The organism is Nocardia sp. GP40 (genome assembly GCF_050434125.1).
Taxonomy (GTDB): domain Bacteria; phylum Actinomycetota; class Actinomycetes; order Mycobacteriales; family Mycobacteriaceae; genus Nocardia; species Nocardia albiluteola.
The window spans coordinates 181,673-201,413 of record NZ_JBNPVW010000006.1 but is presented as its reverse complement, the minus strand read 5'-3'; the positions used below and the strand labels follow the sequence as shown (position 1 = coordinate 201,413).

Below are 19,741 nucleotides of genomic sequence, written 5' to 3'. Positions count from 1 at the left end.
ACGGACGCTCGCGATCATCGAAACCAGCATCACCGTCATCAGTTCCAGCACATTCCACGCACCGGGCGGCGGCGCGGACAGCGCTTCAGAGGCAGGCGCGGATCACCGCGTCGGCCAGTAGGTCCATCGGGTCCAGCAGCTCGGAATCCGTTGTGACATACCGGGCCGCGAGTGGGAGTTCCGTGCAGGCCAGCACCGTCAGCGGGACATTCAGTGCGGACAGGGCGCGGTCCAGGTGGGCGGCCGCGCCGAGCGGGTCGGCACGCTTCACCGCGGCGATGGCTCTATCTACTTCTTGCTGCACAGGCTCGGAGGGCACGACCACGTCGACGTCGTGGAGCCGGTTCTGATAGAGGCCGGTAGCCAGGGTGCCGCGGGTGCCGAGCAGGCCGATGGGACCCGCGCGGCCGGTCAGGGCGGATGCGGTTTCGGCGACCATATCGACGAAAGTTGTTCCGGTGTCCGCGATCAGGTTCGGCAGGAAGAAATGTGCTGTGTGGCAGGGGATTGCGATCACGGCGGCGCCGAGGTCGCGGAGTATGACTGCGCCGGAAAGGATCTCTGGGTAGGGATCGGTGCTGCCGTCGAGCACGGCGGCCACCCTGTCCGGCACCGTCGGGTCCGCCCAGATGGCGACCCGCAGGTGGTCCTGGTCACGGGTGGCGGGCGTGCGCGCGATCAGCTTGGCGTAGAACTCCGCCGTGGCCGCGGGACCCATGCCGCCGAGGATGCCGACCAGCGGCCGGGATGCCGTCACTGGAAGCTGGACCGGTAACCGAACAACCCCACGGCCCCGCCGGTATGCACGAACACCACGGTGTCGGGCTCGGCGAACCGCCCCTCGGCGATGCCGCCCAGCAGACCCGCGAACCCCTTGCCCGAGTACACCGGATCCAGCAGGATCCCCTCGGTGGTGGCGAGCAGCCGCAACGCATCGACCATGGATTCGGTGGGAATGCCGTAGCCCTCGCCGACCCAGCGATCGTCCACCAGCACATCCTCGCGGCCGACCTCGGTTCCGATCAGCTCGGCGGTGCGTTGCGCGAGGTCGTGCACCGCATCGATCTGCTTCTGCTCCGGCTGCCGCACGCTGACCCCGAGCACCCGGGCAGGGCTGTGAACCGCACGAAGCCCGGCGACGAGTCCGGCCTGAGTTCCGGTGCTGCCCGTCGCGTGCACCACCCAGTCGACCGGGATCGGCGCGGCGTCCAACTCCAGTGCGCACCCCACGTAGCCGAGCGCGCCGATCGGATTCGAGCCGCCGCCGGGAATCACATACGGCCGGCGCCCCGCGGAGCGCAGGTCGTCGGCGAGAGATTCCATGGCCGCCTGCATATCGGTGCCGGACGGCAGCCTGTCCACGATCCGGGCGCCGAGCAGTTCGTCGAGGAGCACGTTGCCTGAGCGCTCGTACTCCTCGTCGCGCGCCTGACGCCGTTCCAGCAGCAGATGGCACTCCATCCCGGCGCGGGCCGCCGCCGCCGCGGTCTGCCGCGCATGGTTGGACTGGGTGGCGCCCTGCGTGATCAGCACGTCGGCGCCCTGAGCCAGCGCATCGCCGACCAGAAATTCGAGCTTGCGCGTCTTGTTGCCACCGGTGGCCAGGCCGGTGCAGTCGTCACGTTTGATCCACAGATCCGGCACGCGCGGGTGACTCTCGCGCAACCGTGCGGTCAGCCGTTCCAGCGGCTCGAGGGGGGTCGGGAAGTGCCCGAGCGGAAAGCGTGCGAAGCGCGTCATCTGTACCACGGATGCCATCGTGCTGGTCGACGGCGATCGCTGTCCAGTGCCGATCCGCGCCGAACATCTACCGGTGAGCCGATCCAGCTTCGACTATTGTGCGGTGTCTTCTGAACGGCCGCAGGACGGTTTCAACCTGCGAGCCAGCGACATCGACCGGTCCATGGCATGTACCGCGCTGGACAATGCCATGCCGACGGCGAACTCGACAATGCGGAGTATCACTCACGCCTGGAGACCGCGACGAAGGCCAAGACGCGCGGGGACCTGCACGCCGTACTCGGTGATCTGCAGGTCCCGCATCCACTCACCGACCTTCCCGCCGAACCAATCCCGGCCCCACGGAGTGGTAGTGCCGGCCGGGGACTGCATCACGTAGGACGGGAAGCATCTCGTACGGCCCCAGCCCCACAGCCGCATCGAGCACGCCTCGCCCGGACTACACATCGGACGATGCCGCACTACTACAGCATCTCCCCGCCGGATACGACCAAACGAACTGCTACCACAAGGATCCGGCCCCAACCGAGGTAGCGGAGCTGCACTGCGACCCGTACTCCGGTCGCTTGGAGGCGGCGTTCTTCCTCTACGCCGACACCACGACGCTACAACAGGTTACGACGAGGACCGCCAGTCGTCCGCGCATATCGCCTGTGCCGACGGCGCGCTCGACAACGCCTACGCCGCAGGACGATACGAATGCATGCTGTCCCACGGCGCTGGGGTGGTACCGACCATCGAATGGACCTCGAATCAGCAGAATGTTCTCGGGGTCTACTTCGCCTCCAGCCCGAACGGCGCTGCGGGCCTGCTGAATTGGTGGAAGCAGCACAATCGACTCCGCTGAGCCTGGGCGTTCCGGGAGCAGTCAGCGCGTACACCAACGCCAGGTTCGCATCGGCCGCGGCGCCGGGGTCCGGGATGCACCGGCACTCCCGACATCGGCCGGCCGGTCGACACTGCCGGACTTCGACACCTCGGTCCGGTCCCGCACAGCGATCGACCGGCTGATCTCCCGCCGCGACGTTCATGTGCGGGAGAAGACGCTGTGGTGGATGCTGTACGAAACCTGCGCCCGCGCAGAAGAATTGCTACAGGAGGTAAATGTGATGACGCGAGCCGTCGCCGAACAGTCTTCTCCGCTCCTGCACCCGGGGCACGCATTCTCCGCCTGGCTGATCGACACGCTACCCGGCCTCGGTTCTCGTGTGGTCGACGGCTCGTTGTCTGCGTGTTCGTTTACGGATCTGGCGAACCGGGCACTTGCCCTGCTTCCGCCGGCGGCCGACAACGATGTCCGTAGCGCCCGTCGACTGATCGTCGAGTTGGGAATCGTCGGCTCCTCGGTCGCCTCCTACTCTCAGCGAGAGAACCTCGACCTTGCGCGGCGTGATCCGGGATGCAGCCTGGCACGACTCCGCGTCGGCGAAGCGGGAATACCGTTCCGGGCCTATTTCAACACCCTTGTCGCACGGTCAGGTACCGGTCATCCCAACCGGGATGCCTATGCCTCCCTCATCCTCTGGAATGCGCCGCAGATGAGTGCATACCGGGGTAGCAGCCGAATCTGCACACTACCCAGTGTCTTCGACGACGGCCGCATCCGAACATATACCGCAGAAACCGGTGAAGCACTGATCATCGAGCTGTTCAAACGTTGCGAAACCCTCGAGGCGGCCGCAAACATTGCCGTGCAACCGATTTGGGCCGATGGCGCATTCACCATGAGTCGTGATGAGATTGCTGAGCGATTCGCGACGGCTCGCCTGATGCTCGCCGGAGTCCGGCGGCTATTCCTGAATTTCTCTCGGGGCGATGAGCGGGGGGCGTTGTCGGTGGCCCACTTCATCGATGTCTTCCGCCAGTACGCCGTGCATTGGGATCACGGTGACGTCCCGCCCAGCGGGCCGCAGGACGTCCAGTTCATCCTGCGCGACCTGATGACCGGCATCGACATGCCCGGCTATGTGGATCATGTCGAGCGGATACTCGCTGCATTGCTGGCCGACGAGCGACAAATGGTCACGGATGCGGCGGCACAACCTTCGCTGCCCGAAGTCTTGCTGAACGAGGCCGGGCTGTCTCCGCAGCAGTTGGCGGCCCTGCCCGATTCGGAGTTGGCAGCGGTCCTCCGTCGTTACCCGGTACTGGGCGAGTGCTATCTACTCCTCGAGCTCAATGCGCGACTTTCAGCGGCCCACCTGATGGTGGCGAAGAAGTACCTCTACAAGCCCAGCCACCAACGAGACCAGGCCGGAGCGGCGGTCGCGGCCCCCGTCCCGAACGACAAAGGCATCACCGAGTTGCCCGAGTCCGCTCTGGACATGCTCAACCGAGCACGCCGCCGACATCTCCTGTCCGCGATCGGCCGATGGCGCACCGCGGAGGTCGCTGCGATCTGTGGAGCGACCGTCCAGCGCGACATCTCGATAAACGACACCCTCGCCTTGTTCAGGCCCCGGCCAGACCGTCTCCACTCGTCGCCGACCACCCTCACACATCTCATTCCAAGGAAGACCCTGACGGCAAGCGTCGTCGACGGTAGCGGCGCAGCGCCATGTAGGCGTTGATGGTGGCGCAAGTCGATCGAGTTCTATGCCGACGACCTGTGGGCGGTAGTCCCCCAGGTTCTGACCGCGACCTGCAACGGTCAGAACCTGGAGATGGAGGTCGCCGGATTCTGGCGCTTCAGCGGGCAGGTCGGTTTCGCCTAGCAATATCCAGGAGGTCATGGCGTGGGCACGATCAGGCTGCGGTCGGCTACTGCTGCTGATGACGAACTCTGCTCGGATCATCACGGTCGACGGAAACGACGCCGGGGTGCTGGTTGTGAACTATCGAACCAACGAGATCTACTTGGGCCGCATCGAATTACATCCAGACCACCAAGGGGAGGGGTCGGCAGCTACCTCATCCGGCAACTTCTACACGAAGCAGCAATCCGGCACCTACCCTTGGTACTCGATGTTCTGACCGTCAATCCTCGCGCCTACCAACTCTACTGCCGTCTCGGTTTCCACGAAGTCGACCGACACGGGGACAACAACATCAAGATCCGAATGAAGGCCGAGCCGATCACTCCGTGATGCCCAGGCCGCCCAGGATGCCACTTTGTCGGTGATACGTGACACCGTTTCCTTCGATACCGAGGCACCGTAGATTTCGGCGAAGTGCGCCGAAATCTCGCCGGTCGTCAGGCCTTTCGCATACAGCGACAGCACGATCTCATCGACCCTGGTCAGTCGACGCTGGCGCTTTCTGACGATCTGCGGTTCGAACGTGCTGTCGCGGTCGGCTGGCACGTCGATCTGCACGTGCCCGGTCGTCTCCGGCAGCACTGTTTCGGACGGGTTCCGTTGCGCACGTTCGACGTTTCGCGGTCCGTCTTGGTGAACTGTTTGAGCAGCCCGTCCGGCCCGGTCAAAGACAATCCCTGCTTCTGGGCCATCCGCACCAACTTCCTCGTCACCGGATCAAGGGCTGCTGACCCCCTCTTTTCGTCGTTGGCGCCTGCGTGACCGAGGCGGCGTCGTAATCGGTGCCGGTGCTGCGGCCAGCGGGCGGCTGCAGTGCCCGCGCCGGTTCGGGGTAAACCCACAGCCGCCGAGGCCACAGTGTCATACGGTCAACGATATGTCGGCAGACATTGCCGCCAAACCTGCCAGCAGGTAATTGGCGATATGGCTTCCGATATCCTCAGGAGTGCGAGAACCGTTTGGGTCGTACCATTTGTAGACCCAGTTTGCGGCGCCGAGACATGTATTCACGTACAGTGTCGCGTCCACTGGATCTGTCATTGGATAACCGTCATCCCTCAGACGGAGTAGGACGCTTTTGAATATGTCCTCGTATTCATGGCGACTTTGCAGTAGTTTCTCCATCATCGGACGAGGTAGCTCTTCCTCCTCCTCGAAGAACACCTTGTGTATGGCCTGATTCTCGCAAGTGGCGACCACGCGCTGCTTGATGAGCGCGTGTAGTGCATCCGCTGGGTTTTCGACCTCGACTGCTATGTGTTCGGCCTGCTCGACCGACTGCTCCATGACGTCTTCGTACAAGCGGACAAGGATCTCTTCTTTGTTCTTGAAATAGTGATACAGAGTCGGTTTGCTGATGCCGGAGGCATTGGCAATCTCTACCATCGTCGTTCCGCGGTATCCGCCCCTGCTGAATACATCAGCGGCCACAGAGAGCACCTCTTGCCTCCGGGAATCGGCGTTGCTCGGTCGCCCAATTCTCGTCACGTTCCGCTCCTTCTTGCCGCGAACCCAGGCGGTTCTATAGACAGTATCGCCCAACTGGAGCGGCGCGATCGAACGCATGTGTCGGTGGCGTGGGCAAGGCTGCAGCGATCACGGTTGGTGACCTGTCCGACAGCTACGCGCTCCTCATCCCCGCCGGGCTGTGCTGCACGGCGACGGGACGACGCCGGTCGGCGGACGTCGCATATCGCGTGGGACGCTGCCGAACGGGTTGCCGTGTCAGCCTCTGGGATCGCCTCAATGCCATGAAATGGGCAGTGCCCCAGCGATATTGGGCAATCTTATTGCACGGCGGTGAGTATCCGGCTAACGTACTTTACCGACCAGGCGGTAAAGTATTGGATGTGACAATGACGACCCTTGCACCCGAGCACCATGACTTCCAGCTCATGTGCCGACGATTCACCGATAAGAAGGTTCGTCCCGCAGTAGCGCAGGCCGAGGCCGATGGCCACCAGAGCGCGGAGCTCTGGAGGGAGATGGGCGCCGCGGGGATGCTGGGGCTGATGACGCCCGAGGAATTCGGCGGAAGTGGACGCGACGAGGTAGCGGTGGCGATCGTGGCGGAGGAGCTCGCCCGCGCCGCGGGCGGTATCGCGATCGGCCCGATGGTGAGTGCCTACATGGCCGGGACCCACATCGTCGACTACGGCACCGATGCCCACCGACAGGAGTTCTCTGCCGACGTCGCCTCCGGCGAGAAAATCGTCTCGATCGCAGTCACCGAGCCCGGTGCAGGTTCGGACGTCGCTGGAATCACCACTCGGGCGGTCGAAGTCGACGGCGGGTACCGCATCACCGGACGAAAGATGTTCATCACCAACGCCGGACTGGCGGACGTTTTCGTCGTCGGCGCCAAGACCGACCCCGAGGCAGGGCATCGGGGCATCACCACTTTCCTGGTACGGGACGGCGCGGAGGGGCTGTCGGTAGGCCGCCCGCTTCCCAAGATGGGGTGGCGCTCATCCGACACTCGTGAGGTCGTTCTCGACGACGTGTTCGTCCCGAGCGAGGACATCGTCGGCGGACTCAACCGCGGCTTCTACCAGATCATGGGCAAATTCCAGCTCGAGCGAGTTGTGCTGGCCGCGATGGGGGTCGGGCACGCGACCGAAGCCTTTCAGCTGGCGGTCCGCCATGTGCGCGAGCGCTCCGCCTTCGGCGCCCCGCTGCTGGAAAAGCAGTCGGTCCGCCATCGCCTCGCGGCGATGGAGATAGAGGTCGATACCGCCCGAATGATCACGTATCTCGCTGCCGAGCAGTTGCGCGACGCCCATCCCGACGCACCTCGGACCGTCGCCAAGGCGAAGTACCACGCCGCGGTCGCAGCGGCCCGGGTGGTCGACGATGCCGTCCAGTTGCACGGTGGATCAGGCTTCGTGGAGGAGGGCGATATCGCACGCCACCACCGTGACATTCGCATCCTGCGCATCGGCGGCGGCGTCGATGAAGTCCAGCTCGACATCTTGAGCAAGGCATACGCCTGACAGGGCGCAGTCGTCGCTGTTCGAGGAGGAATACATGTCTGACAATTTGAGTGAGCTGATCTCGACACCGCTGCTCCCACTTCGGCCCGACTGGCAGTCGCCCGCCCACAAGCGGGCGGCAGAGCATGCCCGGGCACTTCACGCTGAGGACCCGGACAAGTACTGGGAGTGGGTGGGGCGCCAGCAGCGGTGGCAGCGGCCGTGGTCGACGCTACGGGAAGGAGAATTGGGCGACTTCACCTACTACGCCGGAGGCAGCATCAACGTCGCCGACAACTGCGTCGACCGTTGGGCCGAGGATCCGCGGGCCCGGGACAAGCCCGCGATCATCTGGGAGGGCGAGCCAGGTGACAGTCGAACGGTCACCTACGCCGAACTCGCCGACGAGGTCGGCCGCCTCGCCGCCGGTCTCGCGGCGGTCGGAGTGCGCCGCGGGGATGTCGTCGCGATCTACCTTCCCAACACGGTGGAGGCGTTCGTGGCCGTCCACGCGTGCAACCGGATCGGTGCGATCTACACCATTCTGTTCTCCGGATTCAGCGAGGAGGCAGTCCGATCACGTCTCGAGCAGGCGGAACCGAAGGCCGTCATCGTCGCCGACGCAAGCTACCGGCGTGGGCGCGAGGTGCCCCTGCTCGATACGCTGAGAGCTGCGCGTGCGTCTCTGCCTCAGCAGCCGGTGACGATCGTCCTGGACCGAACCGGGAATGCTCGTGCCTTGACCGCCGATGAGACCGGATATGCCGAGCTCCTCGCCGCGCAGGTCGAGCCCGCGCCCATGGCGGAGATGGATCCCAACGAGCCGGCGTTCCTGATCTTCACCAGCGGCACCTCCGCCAAGCCCAAGGGAGTGGTGCACAGCGTGGCCGGCTTCCTGGTCGGCACCTGGGCGAACGTGCGTTGGCAGGTAGGCCCGGAGGACGACGACGTGTATTGGGTCGCCGCGGACGTCGGCTGGCTCACCTTCCCCATCCAGGCCGTCGTCGGCGGACTCGCCAACGGAATGACCATCGTGTGCTATGAGGGTGCCCTGGACGCACCGACACCCGACCGCTTCTACCGAATCTGTGAGAAGTACGGCGTCACCAAACTTTTGGCGGCACCGACGGTGTTGCGCATGCTGCGGGGACTCGGAGACGCTCTGAACAGCGCTCATCCGCTTCCCCTGCTCGAGCTGGTCACCGTGCAGGGGGAGCCGTTGGACAGCGAGACGTTCACCTGGACCAACCTTCATCTGGGAGGCGGTGTCCCGGTTGTCAACGCTTACGGGCAAACCGAGACGGGTTCGACGTGGACCTATCCGATCCATGGAGTCGACTCGCTCAAGGCGGGGTCGGTAGGCACCCCCGTGCCCGGCCACACGTGTGCGGTCGTCGACGACGACGGCCGGGAGGTCCCGGCCGGAGTCAAGGGAAACCTCGTCATCACCCGGCCGCTTCCGACGCTGGCGCGGTCGGTGTGGCGCGACCCGGCTCGCTACACCGAAACGTACTTCACCCGCTTTCCCGGCTGGTACGCGACCAGCGACGAGGCGGTCGTCGATGCGGACGGTCACCTGTGGGTCCTCGGACGCTCCGACGACGTGATCAACATTGCAGCGCACCGCATCTCGACGATGGAGATCGAGGAAGTCGTCGGAAGCGTTGCCGGCGTGCTGGAGGCCGCCGTCGTCGGGATTCCGGACGCGACCCGCGGCACGGTACCGGTCGCGTTCGTGCGGTTGGCCGCCGACGCACCGGCCGACACCGTCGAGACGATTATCGAGGCGGCTCCGGTACAACTCGGAAAGTACGTCCAGCTCGCCGACGTGTTCGTCGTCGACCAACTGCCACGTACGCGAACCGGAAAGACCATGAGGCGCCTGCTTCGCGATGTTGCCGCAGAGGGGCGGACCAGCGGTGACACCAGCGCGGTGGAGGACCTCGCCGTCCTGGATCAGATCGTCGCCGTGGTCCGCGATTCGAAACGGAAGGCGGATTCGAAACGGAAGGCGGAGGAGAACAAATGAGCGTGCAGCGCCCGACAACCGGAATGTGGTTCGAGGAGCTGAAGGTCGGCACCGTTGTCCAGCATGCGGTGCGACGTACCGCCACCGAGACCGACAACGTCTTGTTCACGACCATGACGATGAACCCGGCGCCGCTGCATCTCGACGCAGCGTACGCAGCGACCACGGAGTTCGGGAAGCCGCTGGTGAACAGCATGTTCACCATGGCGCTGGTCGTCGGACTCTCGGTTCCCGAACTCACGTTGGGCACAATCGTGGCACAGCTCGGAGTATCCGAGGCGCGGTTCCCCGCACCCGTGTTCCACGGCGACACGATCCGCGTGGAGACCACGGTGGTCAGTGCCCGCGAATCCAAGTCCCGGACCGACGCCGGCCTGGTCGTCTTCGAGCACCGTGCCTACAACCAAGACGACACCCTGGTCTGCACATTGCAGCGGACCGGGTTGATGCACAAGAGGCCGACCGATGACTGACCTGAACCCCCTCGCCGACGCGATAGAGACTGCTCTCGACGGGAACGACTCCGAACGCTGGCCGGACAAGATTCCCGTTCGCGACCGGATCGCACTGTTGCTCGACCCGGGTTCGTGGGTCGAGGACGGCTTGCTGGCCAACGCCTTGACCGACGGCATGCCCGCCGACGGTGTGCTGACGGGATTGGGTACCGTCGACGGACGACCCGTCGCGGTTATTGCCCACGACTTCGCTGTGAAGGCCGGGTCGTGGGGCGAACTGACCGTCGAGAAGCAGATCCGCATCCTCGAACGGGCCGACCGAGACCTGCTTCCCGTCTTCTATCTGGTCGACTCCGCCGGAGGACGCCTCACCGATCAGTTCGGTTTCTTCCATGGCAGTCGCGGTGCCTCGCGCATCTTCCAGCTCCAGGTAGCTCTGTCGGGTCGGGTGCCCCAGATCTGTTGCCTGCACGGCCCGTCGGCCGCGGGCGGCGCGTATATGCCCGCTTTCACCGACTGGGTTGGGATGGTGAACGGGAACGCGTCGATGTATCTCGCCTCCCCGCGGGTGGCGGAGAAGGTCACCGGCGAGAAGACCACGCTCGAAGAAATGGGCGGTGCGATGATGCACGCCACGGTTTCCGGGTGCGGTGATGAGGTGTTCGACTCCGACTGGGAGGCGATCGCGGCCGCGCGACACCTGTTGTCGTATCTCCCCGATGACTGGCGCAGTGCTCCCGCGACCGCTGAACCGCGGCTGCCCAGACGCAGCGACTGGCCGGCCGAGTTGATCCCGTCCACCGGCGGCTACGACGTGCGCGATGTGATTGACAGGACGGTCGACGCCGACAGCTTCTTCGAGATCAAAGCCCGGTGGGCTACGGAGATGGTCGTCGGTTTTGCCCGCTTGGACGGTTCCGTCGTCGGAATTGTCGCCAACCAGCCATCGGTACGCAGTGGTGCGATCTTCGTCGACTCCGCCGATAAGGCAGCACGCTTCATCAGCATGTGCGACGCCTACAACATCCCGCTGCTGTTCCTGCAGGACGTTCCGGGATTCATGGTCGGTGTGGCTATCGAAAGACAGGGCATCATCCGACACGGCGCGAAGCTGGTGACAGCCATGGCCAGTGCTGAGGTGCCGAAGATCACCGTCATCCTTCGCAAGGCCTACGCAGCCGGTTACTACGCGATGTGCGCACCTGGTTTCGAACCCCGCGCGACCCTGGCCCTTCCCAGCGCTGCAATCGCGCCGATGTCGCCCGAGGCGTCGACGAACGCGATCTACGCGAAGAAGATCGACGCAATCGACGATCCTGTCGAGCGGGAGCAGTTCGTAGCAGACAAGATTGCGGAGCAAGCGGCAGATGCCGATCTGCTCAACGTTGCCAGTCGACTGATCGTGGACGCCGTCGTACAACCCGGTGACCTGCGTGAGGAGATCGTGAAGCGATTCCGTTCGGCCCGAGGATGGAGTCGCTCGGGAAACCGGCGCAATCACGTCATCAGCCCCGTCTGAGGGTCTTCCCCCGGCCCAGACCTGATGAACACGAATGCCATATCACCCGCACTGTGTTGTCTGCGGCGGCGGACAGTTGCGGCCGAAATCCCGTGGCGCCCCGCCCGAGCAGAGAGGTTAGTCCGATGAGAGTGGGTCTGATGCTGCCCCCGGCGCTGGATCCGGTGCACATCACCGATCTGGCCGTACGCGCCGAAGCGGCCGGGTTCGACTACATATGCTGCGGAGAACACGTGTTTTTCCACGGCCCGGTGCAGAACGCGTTCGTCTCATTGGCCGCCGCCGCGGGCGCCACCGACCGTATCCGCCTGCTCAGTGCCCTGACCATTCTTCCGATGTACACAGCTGCGCTTGCCGCCAAACTGGCGGTCACGTTGGATCGGGTGTCCCACGGCAGATTCGAGATGGGCATCGGGGTCGGCGGAGAATACCCTCCCGAGTTCGAGGCGATGGGAGTTCCGGTCTCCGAGCGTGGCCGCCGCACCGATGAGATCCTCGACCTCCTGCAGCGCCTGTTCGCGGGGGAGAATGTGCAGTTCCGTGGCCGGTACAACTCGATTCCGGGGCTGACGCTCGAACCCGGTCCGGTCCAGCCCGGCGGGCCCGCGATCTGGATCGGTGGCCGCAAGCAGGCTTCGGTCCGACGCACCGCACGATACGGCGACGTGTGGCTGCCCTATCTGCTCGAGCCGGCGAAAGTGGCCCACGGCGTTGCCGCCGTCCGTGAGCAGGCGGCAGCATTCGGCCGCGATCCGGCCGACATCGAGTGCGGGTACTTCGGCTGGACCGTAGTGCATGCGAGAACCGATACCGCACGTGAGATGGCGATCAGCGCGATGTCGGCCACCTACAACCAAGACTTCTCGCCCTTGGCCGACCGATTGCTCGTGGCGGGGAACCCGGAACAAGTCATCGAGCGGATTCGCCGGTATGACGACGCCGGGGCATCCACATTCGTGTTCGCACCCGCATGCGACGTCGCGGACGTCGATGCCACCATCGCTCTTTTCGCCGACGACGTCCTGCCCAGCGTGAGGCGGACAGCGAGTCCTCGGCCACCACAGGATCGGAGATCCAACCATGACCGGTGAGCCCACAATGCAGTACGGGAAGTTCGACAGTGTGCTGGTCGCCAATCGCGGGGAGATCGCTGTCCGGGTGATCCGAGCCGCCCGTGACGAGGGGATCCGCACCATAGCGGTGCACTCCGAGGCGGACTCCGATGCCCTGCACGTGAGGCTGGCGGACGAATCTCACCTGCTGCCCGGCACTCTCGCCAGGGACACCTACCTCAACATCGAACGACTGATCGATATCGCCCTGGCCACCGACGCGCAGGCAGTCCATCCGGGGTATGGATTCCTTTCCGAGAGCGCCGAATTCGCTCGCGCCGTCCTGGAGGCCGGACTCGTCTGGATCGGCCCGCCTCCGCAAGCGATCGAGACGCTCGGCGACAAGGTGAAGGCCCGTGCGGTCGCGCGCAGTGTGGGTGCGCCGCTGGTGCCCGGCACCTCGGACCCGGTCTCATCGCCGGCCGAAGTAGCGGAATTCGTTGCGGCCCATGGGCTCCCCATCGTGATCAAGGCAGCCTTCGGCGGTGGTGGCCGCGGACTGCGTGTGGTTCGAGACGTGTCCCGAATCGCAGATGAGCTCGAATCCGCGACTCGGGAGGCATCGGCAGCCTTCGGCCGAGGTGAGTGTTTCGTCGAGCGCTATCTCGAGCGGCCTAGGCATGTCGAGGCTCAGTTGCTCGTCGACTCTCATGGCAATGCCGTCGTCGTCGGCACCCGAGACTGCTCCCTGCAACGACGCCACCAGAAGCTGATCGAGGAGGCCCCTGCTCCATTCCTCTCGGAGGAGCAGACCGCCACCATCATCGAATCGTCGGTGCGGATCGGTGCCGCCGCCGGCTACGTCGGTGCTGGCACCGTCGAGTTCCTGGTCGGTGCCGACGGAATGATTTCGTTCCTGGAGGTCAATACCCGGCTCCAGGTCGAACATCCGGTCACGGAGGAGACCACAGGCGTCGACTTGGTCAGCGAACAGTTCTCGATCGCGCGCGGTGAATGGCTCCGCATCTCCAGCACCCCGGCACCGCGCGGACACAGCATCGAGTTCCGTATCAACAGCGAGGACCCCGCAGCCGGATTCCGTCCTGCCCCCGGGCGGATCACCGTATGGGACTTTCCTCGGGCACCAGGGCTGCGCCTGGATGCGGGGGTCGATGCTGGCAGCGTGGTCGCCGAGTGGTACGACTCGATGCTCGGCAAGCTGATCATCACCGGCAGGGATCGACGAACCACGCTCGCTCGTGCCCGACTGGCCCTCGACGAAATCCGCATCGAGGGAGTGCCCACCGTTTTGCCCCTCGACCGCAACATCCTCGCGCATCACGATTTCGCCGACACCTTCGCAGTCCACACCGGGTGGATCGAGGAACACCTCGAGGAGCTCGTCGACGTGGCCGGCGATGACGAGGGCGTCGATTCGACATTCGTCGAAGTCCCCATCGGGCGCGATCGTCACCGCATCCACCTCCCCGGTCTTGCTGCACTCGGAGACCGAGCCGCCGAGATCAAGAGCCGGGCCGTTCGTTCGGGCGCCGGTATCGGCCAGGGCGACGTCGCGGTGATTCCCATGCAGGGGACGGTCGTCAAAGTGGCGGTTTCGGAAGGAGATCGCGTCGAGAAGGGCGACCTCATCGCCGCAGTGGAGGCCATGAAGATGGAGAACGCCGTCCTCGCGCACCGGGCCGGTGTCATCGTCGGACTCGCTGTCGCCGTCGGCGACGTGTGCAGTCAGGGCGAGCAGATCTGTCGGATCGAGGCGGACAGCGCCGAATGAGCGGTCCACTCAGCGGGCTGCGAGTAGTCGAGCTCGCAGGTATCGGTCCCGGGCCGCACGCGGCAATGATCCTTGCCGACCTCGGTGCCGACGTGATCCGGGTCGACCGCCCCAACAGCACCGCCGTCGACGTCCTCGATGGAAATCCAGACTATGTGCTGCGAAGTCGGCGATCGGTAACTGCCGACTTGAAGGACTACGCAGATCGGGCCTTCGTGCGGAGATTGGTGGCAGCTGCCGATGTTTTGATCGAGGGCTTCAGGCCCGGTGTGGCCGAACGCCTGGGGCTTGGTCCCGAAGCATGTACCGACCTCAACCCGGGGTTGATCTACGTGCGAATAACTGGCTGGGGCCAGCAGGGAGACAAGGCCCAGCACGCTGGTCACGACATCAATTACATCGCCATGACAGGCGCGCTCGGCGCGATCGGGCGTGCAACCGGAACCCCTGTGCCGCCTCTGAACCTCGTCGGCGACTTCGGCGGCGGCTCGATGTTCGCCGTGGTAGGAGTGCTGGCCGCACTGTACGAACGCACACGCTCGGGGCGCGGGCAGGTGGTCGACGCCGCGATGGTCGACGGTGTCTCGGTTCTGTCGCAAATGATGTGGTGCATGCGAGCATTCGGCCTGTGGTCATCTGAAAGGGGGTCGAATCTGCTGGATGGAGGTGCCCCCTTTTACGACACCTACCGCTGCGCAGACGGTGCATATGTCGCAGTGGGTGCCATCGAGCCGCAGTTTTATCAGGCGCTTCTCGACGGACTGGGACTCGCGGACACCGATCTCCCCCGACAACACGATCGGTCAGGCTGGCCCACGCTGCGTGCAGAGTTCTCAGCGGCGTTCATGTCGCGTACACGGGATCATTGGTGTGCAGTGTTCGAGGGGAGCGACGCGTGCGTCACTCCTGTGCTCATGTTCGACGAGGTTGCGACAGATTCGTACCTCCGCGAGCGGGGCACCGTGATCGAAATCGACGGGGTAATGCAGGCGGCACCGGCACCACGGTTTTCCCGCACCCCCGCGAGAACCCCGCGGAGGCTCGAAGTCGTTGATCGGAAGAGTCTCCTTCGCGAGTGGTCGGACGACGGTCACCGCCACGCCGCCCACGACGGTCACTACGACGACGACTGATTATCCGCGTCGCTCCCGGTGCGATCGGCTGGATCCACTGTCCCACCGAATGCCGGTCCGATGCTGCCAGCCGATCGCTCGGGCCCGACAACACTCGCACGGGACATCAGCCACTGTGACCTGTTTACGCTAGCGGCGGGGAACTCTTGGCCGGTTTATCAATGCGGGCCAGGAGGCCACGGGGATGGCAATGCCGCAGGGACACAGTTGGGCTCCTACTTCGTCGAGCGAAACACAGTGAACACGGGAACCACCTGGTCAGACTCCCCCCGGCTACGCAGCGATCCGGTTGCGTCGGTTGGGGATAGACGCATCGACCGTTGAACGGGCCGGGTGGGGCGGAGCCGCCGTAGTAGTCCGAGGCCGGGAAAGCCGGTCACATGGCGAAGGGCGGCAGCGGTTTTCGAGAAAGGACGGATGCTGCAATGCCGAAAGAGGCGCCACCGAACGGTGACGCCGTGTCGGCCGACCCTGCGGGGCCGCGCCGGCGGGTATCGGAGATGCAGGCCGAGCTTCACCGTTGGGCGGCGGCCGATCGCGGCCCAACACCGTCTACCGCTTCCTGCGGCCCTATCAAGCCACCAAGGCATCGGCTCGGCCGGCAGCGATGCCGCCACCGAACCGAAGATCCGCGCGGTCACCGGCTGGCTCATGCGCGACCCCCAAGACCCTGCCCGACGCCGAAACACAGCAGCTCACCACGATTTTGTCGCACTGCCCCGAACTCGCAGCGACCCGTCGTCATGTCGGCGCGTTCGCGGTCATCATGCGTGACCGTCGCGGCGATCGCCTCCCGGCATGGATCGCGCGCGTCCGCGCCGACGAGTTGCCGGCGCTGCACTCGTTCGTCACCGGCCTCGAACACGACTTCGCCGCCGTCACCGCCGGGCTCACCCTGCCATGGAGCAATGGCCCTACCGAGGGCACGGTGAATAAGCTCAAGCACCAGAAACGCCAGTGCTTTGGTCGGGCCAAACTCGATCTCCTGCGCAAGCACCTGCTGCTCACCCACGCCACCGTCGACCTGCAGACCCCGGCGAAATGATCACGGTTTGTGCGCCAGAAGCCTTCAGCAGGGCAGGCGACAGTCAAGGGTGGGACAATAACACACTACAAATGGGACACAATGGCACCGTACGACGATGTCACCCGCGCAATCGTGGGGCCTTCAGCCGAGGTTTTGCTGCCGAAAGCATTGCATGATGCTGCGGAGATGTCCGGAAGGCATGACAATGGATGATGCTCTACCACACCACCTGCAGAGGGCCTAACTGCAATTGGAGAGATCGATGGACGAAGTACAAGTCGAGCAGCGGAACTATCAGATGCCACCGGTGGAGGGGTTTACGGTCGCGGTCTTTCTCACCGTGGCCGACCTCAAGCGATCCGCCGAATTCTACAAAACGGTCTTCGATGGAGACATTGTGAGCATGGGCGACGGAAACGCACCTCCGTACGTCAAAATCGCCAACACATGGCTCATTCTCAACGTTGGCGGCGGGCCCACACCGGATAAACCGACGGTGACGCTTAGCCCGCCTCCCGATCCCAATCATCTCAGTAGCTTCATGAATATCCGCGTTGCGGACATTCAGGCGTGCTACAAGCTGTGGAAGAGTCGAGGCGCAACGTTTCTCTCGGAGCCCCTAGACAAGTACGGCGAGACGCGATGCTACATCCGCGATCCAGACGGCTACATCATCGAAGTCGGCCAAAGCAAACTCGGCTTCAAGTACGGGTAGAATTGGCTAACGGCAAAGTCGTCGTAATAACGGGCGCATCGCATCGGCGCAAGTCTGGTCGCGCGTACAGCGAAGCCGGATACAACGTCGTTGTCACTGTGCTCTCGATAGAGCCAAGGTTGTGCTCTACCCACAGCCACCCGTCCCGCAATGAGCCGTGAGTGCGGGCAAGGGCAACATTATCAAAACTTGAAAGGCGACCAGGCCATGGTGAATAGCGGAACGGCACCAACGTCAATGATTTTCCTGCTCTACGGAGCCACCGGAGACCTCGCTCGTCGGCTGGTTCTGCCCGCCTTCTACCGCTTGGCCATCGCCGGCCTTCTTCCGGAGGACTGGAGGATGATTGCCGAGGGTCGCGGCGAGGTCACAGATGAGGAGTTTCAAGAAGAAGTGCGAAAGGCCTTGGAGGAGTTCGGACCAAGGCCCTCGGAGGGGCCGTGGGAGGAGGTACGCCGTCGCTTGCGCTTTGCCGGAGGTGGTTTCCGAGCGCATGACCCCGGAACCCTTCTCGGTGTACTCGCGCAAGCGAAGAAGGAGATGGGCGGTCGCCCGCTCTTGATCCATTATATGGCTGTGCCGCCGTCGGCCTTCGGACCCTTTACCGAGGCGATCGGCGCGCACGGTCTCGCTCAGGGATCCCGAGTGGTGTACGAGAAGCCATTCGGGACCTCTCTCGAGTCGTTTCGCCAACTGGACAAAATCGCCCATGAGACGTTCGACGAATCGCAGATCTACCGGATCGATCACTTTCTCGGAAAGGAGGCGACGCAGAACATTCACGTTCTCCGGTTCGCCAACGGCGTTTTTGCGGGTGCCTGGAATAGCTCCCATATCGAGAGCGTGCAGATCGATGTACCAGAGACTCTCGATGTCGCGATGCGAGCAGATTTCTACGACGCGACCGGCGCCATTCTTGACATGTTAGTAACCCATCTTTTCCAGATTGCCGGCGAGATCGCAATGGAGCCACCACACTGTCTCGAACCCGATTGCCTGGGCGAGGCACGCGAGGCTGTGATCGGCTGCTTTCGACCTTTGAATGCCTCAGACGTGGTGGTGGGGCAGTATGACGGGTACCGGGGCACGGACGATGTCCCTCTTGATTCGCGCACCGAGACCTACGTTGCGGCCCGAATGTGGATCGACAACGAACGCTGGGCGGGAGTGCCCTTCCTGCTGCGAACTGGCAAGTGCCTCGCCGAGAGCCGACAGAAAGTTAGTGTGGTTTTCAAGGACGCCGTCCCGGGCCTACCGCGTCAACCACACGACGGAAGCATTCTGGGTTTCGAGATGTCCGGAGATGGGGAGATAGATCTGAGACTCGTCATCAAGCAGCCCGGGGCCCAAATGGCCCTCGGGGTAGGTACAACGGCGCTGCCCCTGGGCTCGGCAAGCGGCGGTCCGCCGCTCCCGGCGTACTCAGTCCTCCTCAACGATGTTCTGATTGGTGACCGCTCACTCTTCACTCGACCGGATGGACTCGAGCACGTGTGGACGGTGGCCGATGGCATCCTGCGGAACAAACCGGAGCCAATTCCGTATGCACGGGGTACGTGGGGCCCACGTGAAGCTGTGGAGTTGGCGCGTCCGCACGCTTGGGTGTCTTAGTTAGCCTGAAGCCACCGACCTGGGTTTCGGGTGGGTCTGCGCGCCGAAGGCGCGCAGACCCACGGGTTGTGGGTGCAGGGTAGCTGCTCGTCTGCCTAGCTTTTCCACTTTATGCCGGTTTGGGTCCGTTGCCAGGCGGGTTGGTCGGATGGTGGCAGAGGTGAACTCCATCGCGTCGCCGGCCCGCAGCCAGCCCTCGCGGACGGTGCCGTCGGGCCAGGTGATGACGGCGTGACCCCAGGTGTGGGGGCGTGGGCGTGGGGCGGCCTTGGTCTTGATTCCGGCCATCCAGCCGATCGCGAAGGTCCGCACCGTCCGGATCCGCAGGATCGCCGAGAGCAGCGGTAGGGCCTACTTTCCCGACTGGCTACTGGAGCGCCGCAAACGCGCCGAACGGGCGCTGACCTCGGTGGTGGCGACCTGCTACCTGCTGAGTGTGTCCACCCGCCGGATGGAGAAGATCGTCGAATCCCTCGGTGTCACAAGCCTTTCCAAGTGGCAAGTGTCGATGATGGCCCGTGACCTCGACGCCCAGGTCGAAGCCTGCCGCACCCGGCCCTTGGATCAGGGCCGTACAAGTTCGTCGCTGCCGATGCGCTGGTGTTGAAGGTGCGCGAGAACGGGCGTGTGGTCAACGTGCACTGCCTGTCGTGACTTCCGGCGAGGACGGGGCCGGCTGGCTGGCGTTCTTCCGTTGGCAGCCCGGTGGGATCTGCCGAATCCTCGAGATAGCCCACACGACCGACATCAACTGGGGGATCAACTGGGGCAACAGGTTCGGTGGCTCGATGCCGTTGCGGGCACCGCGCGAGGGCATCTGGTTTCAGCGTCGGCCGGATCACCGCGCCACATTGGCTACAGCGCACTGTGCGCGGCTTGGTCGGTGGGAACGGCAGGTTGGGTGCGTCGCGGTATTCGATGTCGTGCCCGGCCGCCATCG

General features: G+C 64.3%; 17 protein-coding genes and 2 pseudogenes. 15 read left to right on the top strand and 4 right to left on the bottom strand.

The window, feature by feature from the left end:
* Positions 1-85 precede the first annotated feature (85 nt).
* Together ABH933_RS19865 and ABH933_RS19860 are read right to left on the bottom strand one after the other, a co-directional pair.
* On the bottom strand, positions 86-757 hold the full coding sequence (locus tag ABH933_RS19865) for an aspartate/glutamate racemase family protein (RefSeq protein WP_429423676.1): 672 nt from the start codon (positions 755-757) through the stop codon (positions 86-88).
* Positions 754-1,740 carry a D-cysteine desulfhydrase gene (locus tag ABH933_RS19860; RefSeq protein ID WP_429423783.1) on the bottom strand — a complete coding sequence of 329 codons (987 nt, stop codon included), beginning with the start codon at positions 1,738-1,740 and terminating at the stop codon, positions 754-756. Before ABH933_RS19860 ends, ABH933_RS19865 begins: the two co-directional genes overlap by 4 nt.
* A gap of 168 nt (positions 1,741-1,908) precedes the next feature.
* Here ABH933_RS19860 and ABH933_RS19855 point away from each other — a divergent pair, with 168 nt between their 5' ends.
* The 4 genes from ABH933_RS19855 to ABH933_RS19840 all read left to right on the top strand — a co-directional run bounded on the left by ABH933_RS19855 (position 1,909) and on the right by ABH933_RS19840 (position 4,713).
* A complete protein-coding gene (locus tag ABH933_RS19855) occupies positions 1,909-2,274 on the top strand; it encodes a DUF1707 SHOCT-like domain-containing protein (RefSeq protein WP_429423675.1) in 366 nt (121 codons plus the stop codon).
* A gap of 169 nt (positions 2,275-2,443) precedes the next feature.
* Complete coding sequence (locus tag ABH933_RS19850; protein ID WP_429423674.1) at positions 2,444-2,587, top strand: hypothetical protein; 144 nt, start codon at positions 2,444-2,446, stop codon at positions 2,585-2,587.
* 208 nt (positions 2,588-2,795) lie between these two features.
* Entirely contained in the window at positions 2,796-4,310 is a 1,515-nt protein-coding gene (locus ABH933_RS19845) for a hypothetical protein (protein ID WP_429423673.1), read from the top strand.
* A gap of 202 nt (positions 4,311-4,512) precedes the next feature.
* Positions 4,513-4,713 (top strand): hypothetical protein, encoded by a 201-nt coding sequence (locus ABH933_RS19840; protein WP_429423672.1) that lies wholly within the window; start codon positions 4,513-4,515, stop codon positions 4,711-4,713.
* Here the strand turns inward: ABH933_RS19840 and ABH933_RS19835 are convergent.
* Both ABH933_RS19835 and ABH933_RS19830 read right to left on the bottom strand, forming a co-directional pair.
* Positions 4,710-5,188: pseudogene (locus ABH933_RS19835) on the bottom strand (transposase); the annotation flags it as partial. The gene ABH933_RS19840 and the pseudogene ABH933_RS19835 overlap by 4 nt on opposite strands.
* A 169-nt stretch (positions 5,189-5,357) precedes the next feature.
* Positions 5,358-5,984 carry a TetR/AcrR family transcriptional regulator gene (locus tag ABH933_RS19830; RefSeq protein ID WP_429423671.1) on the bottom strand — a complete coding sequence of 209 codons (627 nt, stop codon included), beginning with the start codon at positions 5,982-5,984 and terminating at the stop codon, positions 5,358-5,360.
* Positions 5,985-6,352: 368 nt separating this feature from the next.
* On the opposite strand from ABH933_RS19830, the gene ABH933_RS19825 reads away from it, so the two are divergent.
* The 11 genes and pseudogenes from ABH933_RS19825 to ABH933_RS19775 form a co-directional block, all read left to right on the top strand.
* A complete protein-coding gene (locus ABH933_RS19825) occupies positions 6,353-7,489 on the top strand; it encodes an acyl-CoA dehydrogenase family protein (RefSeq protein ID WP_429455058.1) in 1,137 nt (378 codons plus the stop codon).
* A 34-nt stretch (positions 7,490-7,523) separates the two neighbouring features.
* Positions 7,524-9,497: an AMP-binding protein gene (locus ABH933_RS19820; RefSeq protein WP_429423669.1), complete on the top strand. Its 1,974-nt coding sequence runs from the start codon at positions 7,524-7,526 to the stop codon at positions 9,495-9,497.
* A complete protein-coding gene (locus ABH933_RS19815) occupies positions 9,494-9,970 on the top strand; it encodes a MaoC family dehydratase (protein ID WP_429423668.1) in 477 nt (158 codons plus the stop codon). Before ABH933_RS19820 ends, ABH933_RS19815 begins: the two co-directional genes overlap by 4 nt.
* Entirely contained in the window at positions 9,963-11,471 is a 1,509-nt protein-coding gene (locus tag ABH933_RS19810; protein ID WP_429423667.1) for an acyl-CoA carboxylase subunit beta, read from the top strand. The genes ABH933_RS19815 and ABH933_RS19810 overlap by 8 nt, the downstream gene beginning before the upstream one ends.
* 125 nt (positions 11,472-11,596) lie before the next feature.
* Positions 11,597-12,562, top strand: coding sequence for an LLM class flavin-dependent oxidoreductase (locus ABH933_RS19805; RefSeq protein WP_429423666.1), 966 nt, complete (start codon positions 11,597-11,599; stop codon positions 12,560-12,562).
* Positions 12,552-14,315: an acetyl/propionyl/methylcrotonyl-CoA carboxylase subunit alpha gene (locus ABH933_RS19800; protein ID WP_429423665.1), complete on the top strand. Its 1,764-nt coding sequence runs from the start codon at positions 12,552-12,554 to the stop codon at positions 14,313-14,315. Before ABH933_RS19805 ends, ABH933_RS19800 begins: the two co-directional genes overlap by 11 nt.
* Positions 14,312-15,448 (top strand): CaiB/BaiF CoA transferase family protein, encoded by a 1,137-nt coding sequence (locus ABH933_RS19795; RefSeq protein WP_429423664.1) that lies wholly within the window; start codon positions 14,312-14,314, stop codon positions 15,446-15,448. Before ABH933_RS19800 ends, ABH933_RS19795 begins: the two co-directional genes overlap by 4 nt.
* A gap of 607 nt (positions 15,449-16,055) precedes the next feature.
* On the top strand, positions 16,056-16,493 hold the full coding sequence (locus ABH933_RS19790) for a transposase (protein WP_429423782.1): 438 nt from the start codon (positions 16,056-16,058) through the stop codon (positions 16,491-16,493).
* 244 nt (positions 16,494-16,737) lie between these two features.
* The gene (locus tag ABH933_RS19785; protein ID WP_429423663.1) at positions 16,738-17,190 is read left to right on the top strand and encodes a VOC family protein; all 453 of its coding nucleotides are present in this window, start codon (positions 16,738-16,740) and stop codon (positions 17,188-17,190) included.
* 237 nt (positions 17,191-17,427) lie between these two features.
* A complete protein-coding gene (locus ABH933_RS19780) occupies positions 17,428-18,801 on the top strand; it encodes a glucose-6-phosphate dehydrogenase (RefSeq protein ID WP_429423781.1) in 1,374 nt (457 codons plus the stop codon).
* Positions 18,802-19,150: 349 nt separating this feature from the next.
* Positions 19,151-19,496, top strand: a pseudogene (locus ABH933_RS19775) (transposase); the annotation flags it as partial.
* Positions 19,497-19,741 lie beyond the last annotated feature (245 nt).